This window comes from Clostridium sp. UBA7791, assembly GCF_002480755.1.
GTDB classification, from domain to species: Bacteria; Bacillota; Clostridia; order Clostridiales; family Clostridiaceae; genus Clostridium_J; species Clostridium_J sulfidigenes.
This window is the reverse complement of the sequence record NZ_DLCT01000005.1, coordinates 85674-102927: the sequence shown is the minus strand read 5'-3', so window position 1 is coordinate 102927 and position 17254 is coordinate 85674. Positions and strand designations below refer to the sequence as shown.

Below are 17254 nucleotides of genomic sequence, written 5' to 3'. Positions count from 1 at the left end.
AAGGGGTTATTTATTCTATTTATATATATATTATATATATAATTTTATAAATTTTCAAGTAAATTTATAATAAAAAATATAAACTAATTGTTAATATTTATACCTTATCTATATTTTTTGTATATTTTCTACACAATACACCAAATTACCTTTTATATTCAATTTAATGTATATACAGTTAATAAATCCCTATAAGTTGTTTAATGCTTCAATTTCTTCTTTAGTAAGCTCCCTATATTCGCCTTCTTCTAAGGTTTCATCCAGTTCCATAGGACCAAATTTAACTCTTTTTAGATATACAACAGACTTATCTAAAGCTTCAAACATTCTTTTAACTTGATGGAACTTACCTTCTTGTATTGTAACTAAAACTTCAGAACCATCTTCTGTAGAAGAAATAATTTCTAACTTTCCTGGCATACACTTATAACCATCATCTATGACAATACCTTTTCTAAAACTTTCAGCATCTTTTTCATTTACGGGCTTATCTATTTCTGCATAATAAACCTTATCTACATGGTTTTTAGGAGCGATTAACTTATGATTTAAAGCTCCATCATTAGTAAGCAATAAGAATCCTACAGTGTCCTTATCTAATCTTCCCACTGGAAATGGCTCAAAAACTTGATATTCTGGATCTAATAAATCTATAACAGTTTCATCATAATTATCAAAGGTTGCACTTACAACTCCTGCTGGCTTATTTAAAAGTAGGTAAACATACTTTCTATACATTACCCTTTCTCCATTTACCTCAATGACTGCTGTCTCTGGATCAACCTTAGTTGAACTGTCCTTTACAACCTCTCCATCAACAACAACCTCTCCATTTTTACAACTAACCTTAACTTCCTTACGACTTCCATAGCCTAAATTTCCTAAAACTTTATCTAAACGTTCCATATCATACCATCCTTTATTTATAGTTTGTTCATATATTAACTCATTATTTAACTTTAATTATTATTAGTCAAAATTCATTTTAACATTACTTTAAAAATAAATCTAATATTTTAAACTACTTATACTATATAACAAGGCTGTTTCATAATTATTCACTTATCTTTATAAAATGTTGAGCCTGTACTTTAATATTATTGTTAGCGAATGCCATTTGAATAAGTAAGAATCTAAATCTTTGATTTAGATATTCGAACTTAGTTCTTCTAATTTATTAGAAGAACCTCCTAAAACATTTCTTTACTTAGGATTTATGAATGGTGAAATCGTTAAGCAACACAACTTGTCTGAGTGCATACGAGTTGTTGTGTTGTAGATTTTACCTTGAATAAATCCTCTAGTAAATCAATGCTTCGAAACGGCTGAGCGTCAATAATATAAGTACAGGCTCAACATTAGCTTAAGATTTAGTTAATTATATTAAATTATTTATCTTCGCTAAATAATTTTTTGTTTCTGATGGCAGTTTGTAAAAATCACTGGAGTTACTTATTCCTCTAGATGCCATATTTCCTGGTCCAAAGTTATATGCTGCTAGTGCCATGTTTAAGTCATAATTATAGGTTTTAAGATAATCCTTTATGTGTCTTGTACCTGCATCAATATTTTGCTCTATGTTAAAAGGATCATTAACTCCATAGTGCTCTATGTTGCAAGGCATTAACTGCATTAATCCTTTAGCTCCTGCAGGAGATACTGCATTAGGATTAAAGTTTGATTCTGTTTTAATTATAGCTCTTATTAAATTCGCATTTACTCCATATTTAGTTGAAGCATCTGCTATGGCTTTTTCAATTCTTTCAGAGTCAGTACCTGTAGCACTTACCACTGTGGATGGAGTTACTCCTCCTATAGCTCTTACAATGACATTGCTTATATCATTAATACCATTAGAAGTACTATTATAAGCTCTATTATTTTGATCTATGCCTTGCTGAGTTTGTCTCTCTTTTTCACCCATGGCCTTTAGTAAAGATGCCATGATTAAACTAAATCCGCTAGTGCTTGAAGAAGTGTTGCTGTTTGAACCTCCACCAAAGCTTCCTGACATTAAACCTAAGCTCATCAGTCCAGTAAGGGCATCACTGCCAGTACCAGAACTTAAGGTATCGTTGAGAATACCTAGGCCATTAACATATTGATTTTGAGTAATTCCATTGTTTACTGAACCTATACTACTATTAGTATTTCCATTTGTAGCTATGCTGTTTATATAGTTATTTATTCCTCCATAAACACTACCCACATCGTAACTCATTACTTCATCTCCCTTGTTTCTTTATACCTTATTAGGCATCTTTCACTTATTTATTTTTTTAAGATGCCTTATTCCTTACACTGAATTTCATAAATGGAATAGTCATCATAGGCACTCTTAGAGTAACAGCTTTTACATAATGCCAATATCTTATAAAATCCTTTATAGAAAGGCATAAAGGTATAATAATTTTTCTTACTATACTTTTGTATTAGCTTCCATTCTCCCTTTTCCATTAAATAAAATTCATATAAATTATCTTTTCCACCGTCACATTCCACATAGAAGTTAACATCTTCATTGCACCTTATTACTTCTTTATCTAAGGTTATCTTGCAGTTAGTTACTGGAACTCCTTGTAATACATCTAAAATCAATTCCTTTTTACAATCATACTCTTTAGTACTAAATACATTTTTACAATATATTTTTACCGTATATACTCCTGCACATTTTGGAATTAGTTTAAACTTCTTATCATTACTAAATTCCGTAGTTTCAACTTCTCTGCCATTGATTTCAACCTTATATTTAGTTAAAGTATTGCTAGTGTTTTCTGTTATTACCTCTAAGACTATTTCATCACCTATAAGATACATATACTTCTTTTCTGTAAGAATATAATCTATCTTAGCTGGTATATATTCTTTGCAATCTATATATATCACTGAATGTACATCGTAGTCTCTCTTAGATTTTAGATGTTTTACCTTAACTTCTATTTCATATTTTCCTACACTAGTAGGAGTGAACTTAAAATTATCTTCTTCGTTATATTCTATGAATTGGACTTCCTTACCTTCTTTTTTCACACTAAATTCATATAATAAATTTCTTGAGCCAGTGGCTTCAACATTTACCTTAACTGGTTCATTTATAAGAACTTGCTTGTCCTTATTTAGCTTAATTTCTTTTATATATACATTTTGTGTGCAGTCTTCATCTATAACAAAGTCCATAATTGCCTTCTCTTCATAATCGTCCTTATAGGTACTATCCTTTACAAGAACTTCAACTCTATATAAGCCACTTTTTTCTGGAATCCATTTATAACTGTTGTTAGTAGTAAAATTTGAACTACTATGATAATTTCCATCTACTACAAACTTATAGAGCAATTTATCTCCACCAGAGCATATTGCCTTAAACTCTATAGGTGTTTTTTCAAGCTGTGGTGAGCTTAGATCAGAAGTGAAGTTAAGAATTTTTATAGGTTTATATTTATCTACAGTATAGTGTATTATCCCCCTATCATCAAAACTCTCGTGGGAATACATGTCCTTCACTAAACATAAAAGCTTATACTTACCTGGTAGTATTTCTGTGAAGCTGACTAGTCTCTTACTTGAAAAGTCCTGCATTACATGCATATTTCCATATTCATCAATCTTCATAAATTTGTATAATACAACCCTATTTTCATCAAAGTGCGCATCAATCTCAAAGGTTAATTCACTACCTACTATCAGCTCTTCTGTTAAACACTGTATATTGTTAATTCTTATTTCATCCATAGGCAATACCTTAAAAGTTACATTTTTAAAGTCATCAAATTGATGTACTGAGCCTTCTTCTTTACTCTCTATAAGAATCTCGATATCCCCTTCTCGATTTGGGGTGAAACTTAAACTAGTATCCATGGAATAATCTCTTATTAAATTCCATTTACAATCCTCTTTTATCCAATACTTACACAAGATAGGTAATTTGTTAGGTACAACATCAATTTCTATCTTTTCTCCTAACTTTATTTCATTATTACTAATGATAATATCTTTTATTAGTTTTTCTTCTACAGAGCCTATGATAAAGTCCATTCTAGATGTAAATTCAATAGGTTTTTTTCCATTTCTTTTTTTAGATTGTACCATTATCATGTATTTGCCATCTTCCTTAGGTGTCCAATAGGTAAAATCCTCCTCATGGAAATCTCTAATGGTTTCCCAACCCCCATCACAGTTTATTATAAATTTATATAATAAATCATCTGACATTTTATTTTCTATATATATCTTAATTTCAGTCCCCTTCTCCTGCGGACTTGATAGGCTTGTACCAATAATCATTTCATTCATACATATTCCCCCTAGAATGTACATATACATCCCTAATTGATTAAATTGTTATAATATTCTTACATAAGCATAGCTATATTATACTACACTTACATATTATGTAACAACCTGTGGAGGTCTTTATTTGCGATAATTCATTAGACAAAATCCTTGTAAAAAAACACTTGTAAATTATATTTCTACAAGTGTTTTCTTAATTTATGTTTTTCTATTCTTCTCTTAGACTTCTTTCTACAAGCTTTATTAAATTATCTCTAAGGCTTATATTATCGTCTTCATTTCTTTTTTTATGTTTTCCTGTCTTTCCACCGCCACGTCTTACCTTGGCACTTATATGTCTTTCAAAGAGTAATTTGTCTATATTATTTTCAGAAAATATATATCCTCTTGGACTTATGGCATAGGACTTTTTACCAAGGACCATAGCTGCTACTCCATAGTCTTGAGTTACTACGATATCTCCTTTTTTAGCTTCATTGGCAACCTTCATATCCACTGCTTGAAAGCCACTATCCATAATTATAACTTCACCATATTCTAAATTTATCACATGATGTATATCACAATAAATTTTTAGTGGAACCTTATAGTTCTTAGCCACTTCTTCTATAATACCTCTTCCTGCACATCCATCACCATCAACTATAATAGTCATAATTAATCACCTAGCCTCTCTATTAGAGACCTTTGAAGTTCTTCATAACCCGGTTTGCCAAGTAGAGCAAACATGTTTTTCTTATAGGCTTCCACTCCTTCTTGATCAAAAGGATTTATTCCTAATAAATATCCTCCTAGGGCACAGGATTTTTCAAAGAAGTATATAAGCTCTCCTAGGGCTTCTGGATTTAAAGTTTTCATATTTATAACTATATTAGGAACTCTACCTTCTACATGTGCAAGGACTGTTCCCTCCATAGCTCTTTTATTTACAAAATCTATAGTCTTTCCTGCTAAGAAATTAAGTCCATCCACATTTTCTTCATCTTCTTTTATGGATAAATTTATTTGTGGTTCTTCTACATTTATTACAGTTTCAAATATATTTCTCATTCCATCTTGAATATATTGACCCATGGAGTGAAGGTCTGTTGAAAAGTTAACGGATGCAGGGAATATCCCCTTTCCATCCTTACCTTGACTCTCTCCATAAAGTTGCTTAAACCACTCTCCAAAGTATTGTAGACAAGGTTCATAGTTTACAAGAATTTCTGTAGTTTTTCCTCTTTCATATAAAAGATGTCTTGCAGCTGCATATTTATAACAAATATTTCTATGTACATCTTTATTACTAAAGTTTTCTCTTCCATTTCTAGCACCTTGTAATAACCCATCTATATTTATTCCTGCCACTGCAATAGGAAGTAATCCAACTGGTGTTAAAACGGAAAATCTTCCACCGATATCATCAGGAATTATAAAGGTTTCATACCCTTCTGTATCAGCTAATTTTTTAAGAGCTCCCTTTGCCTTATCCGTTGTTATGAAAATTCTATTTTTAGCTTCTTCTTTGCCATATTTTTTCTCAATGATTTCTTTAAATATTCTAAAGGCTATGGCAGGTTCTGTAGTAGTTCCTGATTTTGAAATAACATTTATGGCAAAATCCTTCCCGTCTATGAGCTGTATAAGTTGAGACAAATAAGTAGAACTTATATTGTTTCCTGCAAAGTATACTGCTGGAACCTTTCTTTTATCCTCATCCATACTATTAAAGAATGGGCCTGTCATTGCCTCTATGACAGCTCTAGCTCCAAGGTATGAACCCCCAATGCCTATTACTATAAGAACTTTAGAATTTTCCTGTATTCTTTTAGCTGCTACCTTTACTCTTTCAAACTCAGCTTTATCATAATTATTTGGTAGGTCAAGCCACCCTAAAAATTCATTGCCAGCACCACTTCTGTTATGCAGAGTGTTGTGGGCTGCTGTTATCATAGGTTTTAAATTATTTATATGTGATTCATTAACTGCCTCTTGAAGGTTTTTTATATTTAAACTTAAAGAACTAGTCATTTCTAATTGCCTCCTATAAAACGATTTATTAGGTATCTGAAAATAAATAACAAGTCAAAGATGGGAAGATACCTTATATTATTAAAATCAAAAAACTTATGTATATTATATAAACGCTAAGAAGCATTATTCCATTTCTCTTAGAATATCTTCCATTAGTTGATATAGGTAAGATTATAAGTAGCATCAATACTAAAGCCACTGGAATATCTAAAAGTATAGTCTGATTAAAGCTTATAAAAGATGCGTTAAATATATGAATATTTCTAGAGTTTAGTACTAATCCACCCCTAGCTAAAATACTACTAGCAGCTATAGTCATTGTTATATTTAGTATGTTTGCACCAATAACATTACCAACCGCTACTCCACTTTCCTTCTTATATATAGAAGTTAAAACAGTAGTTAATTCTGGTAACGATGTTCCTAAGGCCATAATGGTTAAACTAATTACTCCTTCTGTTACTCCATAATGCCTGGCAATAATCTGCGCATTTACAACTAATAACCTAGCTCCACATCCTATAAGTATTGCTCCTATTATAAATACAACTATATGTTTTGCAAATTCTCTCTTTTTTACTCTTCTTCTAACACTAATTTCATCTATAGTCATAGCAGTCTCATCAGGAATTTCAAGGGACTTTTTAGCACCCTTTATATTTTTTCTTATATAGTACACAAATAACCCTAAAAGGACTACCCCCTCTATTCTATTTATATTTCCATCTGTAGAAAAAAGTAATAGTAAAACCATAGATACTACCATCATAAAAGCTCTTGGCATAAACCTCTTCTTCTCTACCTCCACAGGCATTGCAATCATTGAAATAGCAAGAACAAGTCCTGTATTACAAATTATTGCTCCTATAGCATTACCTACTGCAATCTCTGGTGATCCCATAATAGTTGCCACTGAAGCTATAAAAAACTCTGGAAGAGTAGTTGCTAAACTTACAATGGTTGCTCCTATAATTATTTTTGGTATTCCTGTTATCTCAGCAATCCACATAGCTGAGTCTACAAATATATCTCCGCCCTTTATTATTACTATAATTCCTATAATAAACATTACTATAGGTAAAAACATCTCCATTATATCCTCCACCCTCTTTTGTCAGTATACAATATTATGTAAATTATTTCAAACTACCCTATATACTTATAATAATGGCTAAAATAAATAAACTCAATGAATTTTAACATATTCACCGAGTTTATCTTTATCTTATATTCCTTTTTCTTTGCTGTACCACTTATAAAATATTTTAAGAGAATTGTCTAATGCTTCTATAGTTAAAATATCTATCTCATTTTCTTCTATTACATAAAAAAATGATCTATCTTCTCCAATTAATATATTGGTCATAGTATTATTAGTAAAGTTAATATTTATGCATTTTATATTTTCATCATTTATTACTCCTCCAAGAACTTTGTAATTCTCAGTAGCGCTTACCTTTGTTTCCATTACATTCACTGTAAAAGGAGCATGTTTATCTACCTCTTTTATAGAAGTTGTTAAGATGTTATAAGAATTTTCTACTTTACTTAATTTGCATAACCCCTCATAGTTTTTACCATTGTCTTCATATAAAAACATGACTAATTTATCCTTTTGTATATCTGATACATTTAGAATAGATATTCTATCTTCACCTATGTTAAGGGTCTTAGATAGAAGATATGTTATCTTATCTGTTAACTTTACTTCAAAGGGTTCTTCATCTTTTATAGGCAAGTTACCACTTTTTATCTCCATGGTTTCTTTAAATAAATCATTCTTAATTAGAATAGCTGTAATTAATAAGAATAATCCTATAACTGAAATCATAAAAATTCTTCTATTTTTCTTAATTGTTTTTCCATTTTTGATTTTGTACTTCTTCTTGTTTTTATATCTCTTCTTAAGTTTACTCATATAACATTATTCCTCTTTAATTTTTTCTCGCTTTGCTCGAGAGGACACTCCTTCTCATGTTCATATTTGAAATGAAACTCCTTTTCGCTATGTTCAAATGAGTAAGTTCTCATAATTAAATCATAGATTTAAATGGTAACTTAACTTCGACTAACCAAATATAAAATTTCTTTTTCTCGCTTTGCTCGAGGGGACACTCCTTCTCATATTCATTCGAATGAGTAAGTAATCCTTAACCAAATCATAGATTTGGAGGATTACTTAAATTCAGCGGCGTACCATTTGTAGTGAGCTCCATATTTATCATCTATTTTTTCTACTTCATAAAGTCTAAATATTATATATTGAGTCCAGTTATATCCTGGATTTGCTCCTATGGATAAGATTAAAAAGGAAGCTCCAAAGGAACCTGTCACAGTAAATATGACTTCATTTCTTGCTTCCGCAGGTATTTCTTTACCTTCACTATAGGTTCTAGAGATAGTGGCTCCAGTACTATTTGCAATATTAACTACTCCATAGGAAGATTGCCCACCTCTAGCGTAGTTAATTTTTGATATTTTATCAGTACCTAGTAAAAACTCAGTATATAGATGTATCTTAGAATAGGATAATTCTGATTCAAAACACCACTCTGCTTCTTTAGATTCCACCTTTCCATAGGCATATGAAACTCCCTCTTCCATGAGGATTTCTTCATAACCCTTATTAGACATAACTGGTTTTTTAATATTCTTTTCTCTATTTAAATTTTCTCTTTGAGAGTTTTTTGTGTTATAGGTAATCTTTGAACCATCAGGATAAATTATTTCATAAGCAGATTTATTAGCAAAAGTATTAATTACCTTTTCTGTATATTCTTCTTCACTAAAGATATTTTTTAGAGATTTAAAGGCTTTCTTTAAAGCAACCTTATCTCCTTTTAGTATTTGATTTCTATAGTATTCCTTATTGTTTCTAAAGTCTTTATCAGTTATATCTTCTATGGAATTATCTAATATCACTTCTAAATCACACTGTTCTAACCTTTCTACTATTTCATCAAGTCTTATATAAAACTCGGCATCTTCTTTGTCTAATCCTTCCCTTGTTAGCTTTAATAATTCTTCCTCATCCACAGGAGTAGTTCTCACTTCATCACATATTTCAATTATCCTCTTATCATCATCTTTTCTCTTATTACTTTGTAATGCTAAAACCTCTATAGGTGAGTTAACTATAAAAGAAGTGATAAATATTACTAAAACAATCACCTTAAAATTCTTCACATCAGCACTCTCCATTCCTATGACTTTAAATTTATTATTCCTAGAGAATGGATTTTAAATTCTTAAACTTATATTTTTTCATCTGTAAAATAATATAAATTTAATAGATAAATAAATAAGAGGTGGAAATCCACCTCTTATTTATCCTCTACACTATTTCCTCTACACCATCTTTTACAAAGCTCTGCTTTCTTGCTGCAAACAACTTCCTCTGAACCACAAGTAGGACAATTATCCTTGTCTTGCTCATAATTTATATCATACACATCTCCACAATGAAGGCACTTAAATTTACAAAAAGTAGCTCTGTAGTTACCACCACTTATTCTTATAGCATTTCCTTCTGTTAAAGCAATAGCTATCTTTTTCCTTGCACTATCAATAATATTTTGGAAGGTTTGTCTTGATACTTGCATTCTTTCAGCACATTGTTCTTGATTTAATTCTTCAATATCTTTAAGTCTCATAGCTTCAAGTTCTTCTACCTTTAAAACAGTTTCTTTAATTTCACATTTAGGCTTTCCCCATGGAACAAAATAAGTATCTTCTGGGAAAAACTCTACTCTTCTAAATTTTGTTGGTCTTGGCACTTTAAATCCTCCCTGCATTTACTACATAATCCTATAAACATTATATCAGAATCATATATTTCTACGTTACTTTCTTCTTCTATTCTTTTGTTTAATTTAAGATAGTCAAAATTTAAATTTTGACTATCTATATCAATTATACTATTACATTTATACTATTACATTTATAACATTTAAAATGAATATACAGGGGTTTGCCACTAAATATTTTCATTTTATAATAATTATTCGTTACAGTGACCTTCATGTTGATGTTCTGTACAAACGCTACCTGTTGATTTTAATTCACCATTTACAAATTTTTGAACTACATCATCACTAAGTCCTTGTGCACCAACTACAACTTCAATTCCATTTTCGTTAAATAAGTCTTGTGCTGTTTCTCCCATACCACCTGCAATAATAACATTTACCTTTAAATCTCTTAAAAATACTGGAAGAAGTCCTGGTCTATGTCCTGGATTTGGAGTAAAACTTTTTTCTAAAGACTTACCCTCTTCTACTTCATATATTGTGAATCCTTCACAATGTCCAAAATGTCCACTTACATATTTCTCATCACTTGCAACTGCTATTTTCATTAAAAATTCCTCCTTTTATTTTACCTAAAAATTTAATATATTAATTTAATATATACTTAGTCATATTACTCCACATAGCTTCAATAGCTTTTTCAGCTATGCTATCCTTGTAGAAAGTTATAGGTTTTAATTCATTTATAGACTTCATAACCATGTCATCATAAGGAATTTTACCTACTAAAACTATTTGATTTTCATAAATAAAGTTTTCTATTTCCTTTGTAACCTCTCCATTTATATCAAATTTATTTACGCAAACCATAGTAAAAACTCCAAAGTGTTTACACAGCTGTACTACTCTCTTTAAATCTTCAAGGCCTGATTTTGTAGGCTCTGTTACAACTAAAACTGCATTTGAACCTGTTATTGAAGCTATAACAGCACATCCAATACCTGGTGAGCCATCAATTATAGTTAACTTTTCATCCTTATTAAATCTCTTACCATTTTTTCTTAATTCAGTTATTAATTTTCCTGAACCATCACTGCCTATACCCATTTCTGCCCTTGAAATTATGCCTTTATCTAGCTCTGTAATGAAGGTATCTGCTGTCTTTTCATCCTCTAGTTTTATTGCATTTACAGGACACACTAATGTACATGCTCCACAGCCTTCACAAAGAAATGGATTTATAGTAAAGTTTTCTATGGCATTAAATTTACAAACACCTTCACATTTACCACACTTAATACAAATGCTTTCATCTATTGATGCTTTTTTTCCACCTACAAATTCATCTTTTTCAATATCTTTTCCCTTGTAAAAGAGATAAAGATTGGGAGCATCTACATCACAGTCTATTCTTAATACATCTTTTTCAAGTTCAGCTAAAGCTGTTGCAATGGTGGTTTTTCCAGTGCCACCTTTTCCACTTAAAACTACTAATTCCAAGATAGCACCTCCTTTACTCCCTCTGAAAGCTTATCGAATATCTTCTTATGAACTAAATAATCGTAAAGTATTTCACCCTTAGAATAAAGTACTGCTGTAGCCTTATCATAGGTAATTGTTCCTATTAATTCTATATTTTCTTCTTTGCAATACTTTTTTACTATGTTATCTTTTCCATCATCCTTATTTATAACTATGCCAAAGGGAATATCATACATTTTCACAAGTTCCACTGCCATCTTTAAGTCATGAAGACCAAATTCAGAAGGCTCTGTAACAAGTATTGCCCCATCAGCATATTTCAAAGAATTTACCACATTACAAGAAGTTCCAGGTGGGCAATCTATTAAATTAGTTCCCTTAGATAATCCATTAAGTAATTCTCTAATAACAGGCACTGCCATTGGCTCGCTTATATTTAAAACACCTCTGCTACAGTTTATATCTCTTACTGATCCTTTTTCAACCTTACCCGTTTCTCTTTCACCATAGGCTATAGCACCATATTTACATGCAATTTCACATGCTCCACAACCATGACATAACTTTTGGAACAGCATAATATCATCTTTAACCTTTGCTAGAGCATTAAATTGACAAGCTTTTACACAAGCTCCACAGTTAGTGCATTTGTTATCATCTATGATTGGATATTCTACCATTACTTTTTCTTTTGTATCTACTGTAGGCTTTAGGAATAAGAAACCATTAGGCTCTTCCACATCACAATCTATATAATTTGCCTTTAGAGCAAGAGCAAGATTAGTAGATACTGTAGTTTTTCCTGTACCGCCTTTTCCACTAAGTACTGCTATATTCACTACCTATTCACCTCCAATCTAGTGAGCTCCGTGATGTGCAGGACCAGACATTTTTATTTCTTCAAGTTCACCTTTTTTATATTTTTCTATAGCCTCAGCTATAACTATACCATCACACTTATATGCCTTAACTCCTGATTTTTCAATGATTTCAAAAGCATTAGGTCCAAGATTTCCTGTGATAATAACATCTATGTTTTCATCAATTAATTGATTAGATGCAGAAATACCTGCTCCACCACTAGCATTTTTGCCTTGGTTTTCTAAAACTTTAATTTCTCCACCTTCAGTATCATGAATTTGAAAATACTCACATCTTCCAAATCTCATATCAAGTAAATTTACAATAGTTTTTCCTTCTGCTGAAACTGCTATTTTCATTTTCCATTCCTCATTTCTTTATTAATTATTCTTTTATGTGATTTTCATTATTGGCATTTGCTAATTATATATTACTGCCATTTTAAGTTATTGTCAAATGCCAATTATGATTTTTTATAAAAAAGTAGCTATGAAATTTCTAATTTATATAGAAACTTCATAACTACTTTGGGGATAATTTTATTCCATCAATACTCTTGAATATTGTCTTTATTTAATTATAAAAAATCAAAACTACTGATGTTTAAGTATTCCTTATTAAAAAGGATAATATGGATTAATATACTGACCTGGATATTGGGTGTAATATGGATATGGAGAAATATAAGGTGGATATGGTACTATTAATAATTTAGCTAAATCTAAAAGTGGGAAGTTTCTGCGTCTATAACGTCTTTGTCTTCTTCTAGGACGTCCATAAGGGTTATATTGTCGTTGCTGATCATATTGATTTTCATCATCTAGCTCCATTACATCTTCACCCACTAACATGGTAACGCGATCTCCATCTACATTCTCAATTATTCCATCCACTATACTTCCATCTGCCATTGTTAAAATAACGTGATAGTACATATGCCTTTTACATTCATCAAGCAAAGACTTGTCATCTCTGTTATAATCATGTATTTCTAAAGCCATTTTTTAATCATCTCCTTTACAATATTATGGTATTATTGTGTAAGAAAATTTGTGCCATTATAACTTATAAATATTGCTGTAAATTCAATAAATAATTCTACTATTTTATTTTTTAACACTATAAGTTATAAATTAATACTTACATTGTATATTATTTATAAATAAAAAAAGCAGCTATGAAATTTCTATATTATATAGAAACTTATAACTACTTTCTTTGGGTGTGATTTATTTAAACATGATAACATGTATAAATACATTAGGGTTTAAGAAAAGATATTACTCTGCCAAGGAGTTGATAGAGTAATATCTAATCTATTAGAATATTTATATTACTCCCACTCTATAGTTGAAGGTGGTTTTGAAGTTATATCATATACAATTCTATTTACTCCATTAACTTCATTGACAATTCTTCTAGATACCTTATCTAGTACATCATAAGGGATTCTTGCCCAGTCTGATGTCATTCCATCAGAAGATGTAACTCCCCTTAAGGCTACTGTATGGCTATAGGTTCTTTCGTCTCCCATAACTCCTACTGATCTTATATTAGGTAAGCAAGCGAAGTACTGCCAGATTTCACTTTCAAGGCCAGCAATTGCAACCTCTTCTCTAAATATAGCATCTGCTTCTCTTACTATGTGTAGCTTCTCTTCTGTAATTTCACCAAGTACTCTTATTGCAAGTCCTGGTCCTGGGAATGGCTGTCTCCATACTAAGTGGTGTGGAATTCCAATTTCCTCTCCTACAGCTCTTACTTCATCTTTAAATAACTCTCTTAATGGCTCTATTAGTTCAAATTCTATGTCCTCTGGAAGTCCTCCTACGTTGTGGTGACTCTTAATTGTAGCTGATGAATTAGTTCCACTTTCTACAACGTCAGCATAAATAGTTCCTTGAACTAAGAAATCCATTTTACCAAGTTTATTTGACTCTTCTTCAAAAACTCTGATGAATTCTTCTCCAATGATTTTTCTTTTTCTCTCTGGATCAGAAACACCTTTAAGTTTTCCAAGGAATCTCTCTTGAGCATTTACTCTGATAAGGTTCATATCAAAGCCTTCTCTAAAGATTTTCTCAACTTGATCTCCCTCATCTTTTCTAAGTAGACCATGATCTACAAATACGCAAGTTAGGTTTTTACCTATTGCTTTATGAACAAGTACTGCTGCAACAGATGAATCAACTCCACCTGATAGAGCGCAAAGCACTTTTCTATCTCCTACTAATTCTTTAATTTGTGCAATCTTTTCTTCTGCAAAGGCAGACATAGACCAATCTCCCTTAACTTCACATACATTGTATAAGAAGTTTTTAAGCATTTCTGTTCCAAATAAAGTGTGTTGAACTTCTGGGTGGAATTGAACCCCATAAAGTTTTCTTTCTACATTCGCCATTGCAGCTATAGGACACTCATCTGTATGACCTATGATTTCAAAGCCTTGTGGTGCGCTTTCTATAAAGTCAGTGTGACTCATCCAGCATTGTTTTTCTTTTATTCCATTAAATAATTTATTATCTGTGTTTAAGTTAACATCAGTTTTTCCATATTCTCTAACAGTAGCAGTCTTAACAACTCCACCTAAAACATGGGACATAAGCTGAGCACCATAGCAGATTCCTAGGATAGGAATGTTTAAATCAAATAATTCCTTATCTACTCTTGGAGCACCCTCCCCGTAAACACTGTTAGGGCCACCAGTAAATATTATTCCAACAGGATCTAATTCTTTTATTTTTTCAACAGAAGTACTATATGGAATTATCTCACAATATACTCCATGCTCTCTTACTCTTCTTGCTATTAATTGATTATATTGACCACCAAAGTCAACAACTAATACTAATTCTCTATCCATAAATTAAGCTCTCCTTCTTAGATTATTGATTTACACTATAATTTGGAGCTTCCTTAGTAATTACTATATCATGTGGATGACTTTCTCTAAATCCAGCTGAAGTTTGAACTACGAAGTTTGCAGTTTCATATAAATCTTTTAGTGTAGCTGATCCTAAATATCCCATTCCTGAGCGAATACCACCAATTAATTGGTATATAGTATCTACTACGCTACCCTTAAATGGAAGTCTTCCTTCAACACCTTCTGGTACTAATTTCTTGTTATCTTCTTGGAAATATCTATCCTTACTTCCGTTTGCCATAGCTCCTAAAGAACCCATTCCTCTATATACCTTGTAACTTCTACCTTGATATATTTCTATTTCACCTGGTGCTTCGGCGCAACCAGCAAACATTGAACCCATCATACAAACTTTTGCTCCAGCAGCTAATGCCTTAACGATATCTCCTGAATATTTTATTCCTCCATCAGCTATAACTGGAACTCCTGATTTTTCTGCTTCTTCAACACAGTCCATAACTGCTGTTAGTTGAGGAACTCCAACTCCTGCAACTACTCTTGTAGTACAGATAGATCCAGGTCCTATACCAACTTTAACACAATCTGCTCCAGCTTCTATTAAAGCTCGTGTACCTTCTGCTGTTGCAATATTACCTGCTATAACTTGAAGCTCTGGATATTTTTCTTTAACTTCTCTAACTGCATCTATAACACCTTTAGAGTGTCCATGTGCTGTATCTATAGTAATGACATCTACGTGAGCTTTAACTAAAGCATCAACTCTTATCATCATATCCTTTGTAACTCCTACTGCAGCTCCACAAAGTAATCTTCCTGAAGCATCCTTTGCAGCATTAGGGAATTTCACAGCCTTTTCTATATCCTTTATAGTAATTAATCCTTTAAGATTAAAATCTTTATCTACTAAAGGTAATTTCTCAATTTTATGTTTTGCAAGTATTGTCTTAGCTTCTTCAATACTTGTTCCCTCTTTTGCAGTAACTAGATTCTCACTAGTCATCACTTCACTTACTTTTTTACTATAATCAGTTTCAAACACTATATCTCTATTAGTAATTATACCAACTAATTTTCCATTTTCAGTTACCGGCACTCCAGATATTCTATATCTTGACATTATGTTTAATGCATCTTGTATAACATTATCTTTTCCTATGGAGAATGGATTTACAATTACTCCATTTTCTTGTCTTTTAACTGTATCTACTTCGCTTGCTTGAGCTTCTATAGACATATTCTTATGGATAATTCCAATTCCACCTTCACGGGCCATAGCTATTGCCATCTTACTTTCAGTTACTGTATCCATTCCAGCACTTATTAGTGGTAAATTAAGAGCTATAGTTTTAGTTAAGTTTGTTTTAAAGCTAACATCCTTTGGTAAAACTTCAGATTTATTTGGAACTAATAATACGTCATCAAAAGTGTATCCTTGTTTTAATATCTTTGCCATAATTTAAATCCTCTCCTTCTATATTATTTTCTTTATAATTAACTTTAGTTATACTTATAATCTGAAATCAATTAAAATTATTGTATTAAATTCTCTAACATAGTTTTTGTTTATATTTTAAATTTAATTAAAACATAAACAAAAACATGCTTAATTCACTTTCAACCCATAATATAACTCCATTAGAGTTCATACTATGTACATACAAGTAAAATTAAGCATGTCCATAAATTCAATGAAATCTATAACATGATTACTTTTACTCATAGTCAGAAATTTATCGGTTTCCGGTAGAAACTCCTTGCCATATTCAAGGGATATATGAGTTATTTATTCATAATTTATTAATTGATTACACCTATTTTATTTAAAATAAGTATGTTTGTCAAGGAAAACTTTTAACCTATTTTCTAAATTTTGTAGAAATTTATCGACTTATATAATAATTATACATTACTAATGAGAATTTTTCCATTATCTCACTATAATTAGTTAAAAAATTATAGTGAG

16 protein-coding genes and 1 riboswitch are annotated in these 17254 nt (G+C 31.1%); all 16 genes read right to left on the bottom strand.

Features of this window, described 5'->3' with window-relative positions:
- Positions 1-189 precede the first annotated feature (189 nt).
- On the bottom strand, positions 190-906 hold the full coding sequence (locus B3Z56_RS06025) for a 16S rRNA pseudouridine(516) synthase (RefSeq protein ID WP_346878443.1): 717 nt from the start codon (positions 904-906) through the stop codon (positions 190-192).
- A gap of 472 nt (positions 907-1378) precedes the next feature.
- Positions 1379-2221: a lytic transglycosylase domain-containing protein gene (locus tag B3Z56_RS06020; RefSeq protein ID WP_346878442.1), complete on the bottom strand. Its 843-nt coding sequence runs from the start codon at positions 2219-2221 to the stop codon at positions 1379-1381.
- 68 nt (positions 2222-2289) lie between these two features.
- The gene (locus B3Z56_RS06015) at positions 2290-4296 is read right to left on the bottom strand and encodes a triple tyrosine motif-containing protein (protein ID WP_346878441.1); all 2007 of its coding nucleotides are present in this window, start codon (positions 4294-4296) and stop codon (positions 2290-2292) included.
- A gap of 208 nt (positions 4297-4504) precedes the next feature.
- On the bottom strand, positions 4505-4951 hold the full coding sequence (locus tag B3Z56_RS06010; protein ID WP_346878440.1) for a YaiI/YqxD family protein: 447 nt from the start codon (positions 4949-4951) through the stop codon (positions 4505-4507).
- Between the two features lie 2 nt (positions 4952-4953).
- Positions 4954-6309 carry a glucose-6-phosphate isomerase gene (locus B3Z56_RS06005; protein WP_346878439.1) on the bottom strand — a complete coding sequence of 452 codons (1356 nt, stop codon included), beginning with the start codon at positions 6307-6309 and terminating at the stop codon, positions 4954-4956.
- Positions 6310-6382: 73 nt separating this feature from the next.
- Entirely contained in the window at positions 6383-7405 is a 1023-nt protein-coding gene (locus B3Z56_RS06000) for a calcium/sodium antiporter (protein WP_346878438.1), read from the bottom strand.
- A gap of 132 nt (positions 7406-7537) precedes the next feature.
- Positions 7538-8230, bottom strand: coding sequence for a hypothetical protein (locus B3Z56_RS05995; RefSeq protein WP_346877709.1), 693 nt, complete (start codon positions 8228-8230; stop codon positions 7538-7540).
- A 257-nt stretch (positions 8231-8487) separates the two neighbouring features.
- Positions 8488-9498, bottom strand: a complete 1011-nt coding sequence (locus B3Z56_RS05990) for a hypothetical protein (protein ID WP_346877708.1) — start codon at positions 9496-9498, stop codon at positions 8488-8490.
- A 137-nt stretch (positions 9499-9635) separates the two neighbouring features.
- A complete protein-coding gene (locus tag B3Z56_RS05985) occupies positions 9636-10088 on the bottom strand; it encodes a DUF134 domain-containing protein (protein WP_150845363.1) in 453 nt (150 codons plus the stop codon).
- Positions 10089-10312: 224 nt separating this feature from the next.
- Positions 10313-10669 carry a NifB/NifX family molybdenum-iron cluster-binding protein gene (locus tag B3Z56_RS05980; RefSeq protein WP_346847207.1) on the bottom strand — a complete coding sequence of 119 codons (357 nt, stop codon included), beginning with the start codon at positions 10667-10669 and terminating at the stop codon, positions 10313-10315.
- Positions 10670-10709: 40 nt separating this feature from the next.
- Complete coding sequence (locus B3Z56_RS05975) at positions 10710-11561, bottom strand: ATP-binding protein (RefSeq protein WP_346878437.1); 852 nt, start codon at positions 11559-11561, stop codon at positions 10710-10712.
- Entirely contained in the window at positions 11552-12382 is an 831-nt protein-coding gene (locus B3Z56_RS05970; RefSeq protein WP_346878436.1) for an ATP-binding protein, read from the bottom strand. Before B3Z56_RS05970 ends, B3Z56_RS05975 begins: the two co-directional genes overlap by 10 nt.
- Positions 12383-12400: 18 nt before the next feature.
- Positions 12401-12763, bottom strand: coding sequence for a NifB/NifX family molybdenum-iron cluster-binding protein (locus tag B3Z56_RS05965; protein ID WP_346847204.1), 363 nt, complete (start codon positions 12761-12763; stop codon positions 12401-12403).
- A 258-nt stretch (positions 12764-13021) separates the two neighbouring features.
- On the bottom strand, positions 13022-13405 hold the full coding sequence (locus B3Z56_RS05960) for a hypothetical protein (RefSeq protein WP_346878435.1): 384 nt from the start codon (positions 13403-13405) through the stop codon (positions 13022-13024).
- 332 nt (positions 13406-13737) lie between these two features.
- Positions 13738-15267, bottom strand: coding sequence for a glutamine-hydrolyzing GMP synthase (gene guaA / locus B3Z56_RS05955; protein ID WP_346877705.1), 1530 nt, complete (start codon positions 15265-15267; stop codon positions 13738-13740).
- A 22-nt stretch (positions 15268-15289) separates the two neighbouring features.
- Positions 15290-16744 (bottom strand): IMP dehydrogenase, encoded by a 1455-nt coding sequence (guaB, locus tag B3Z56_RS05950; RefSeq protein WP_346847201.1) that lies wholly within the window; start codon positions 16742-16744, stop codon positions 15290-15292.
- Between the two features lie 246 nt (positions 16745-16990).
- Positions 16991-17089: riboswitch (purine riboswitch) on the bottom strand.
- Between the last annotated feature and the right edge of the window lie 165 nt (positions 17090-17254).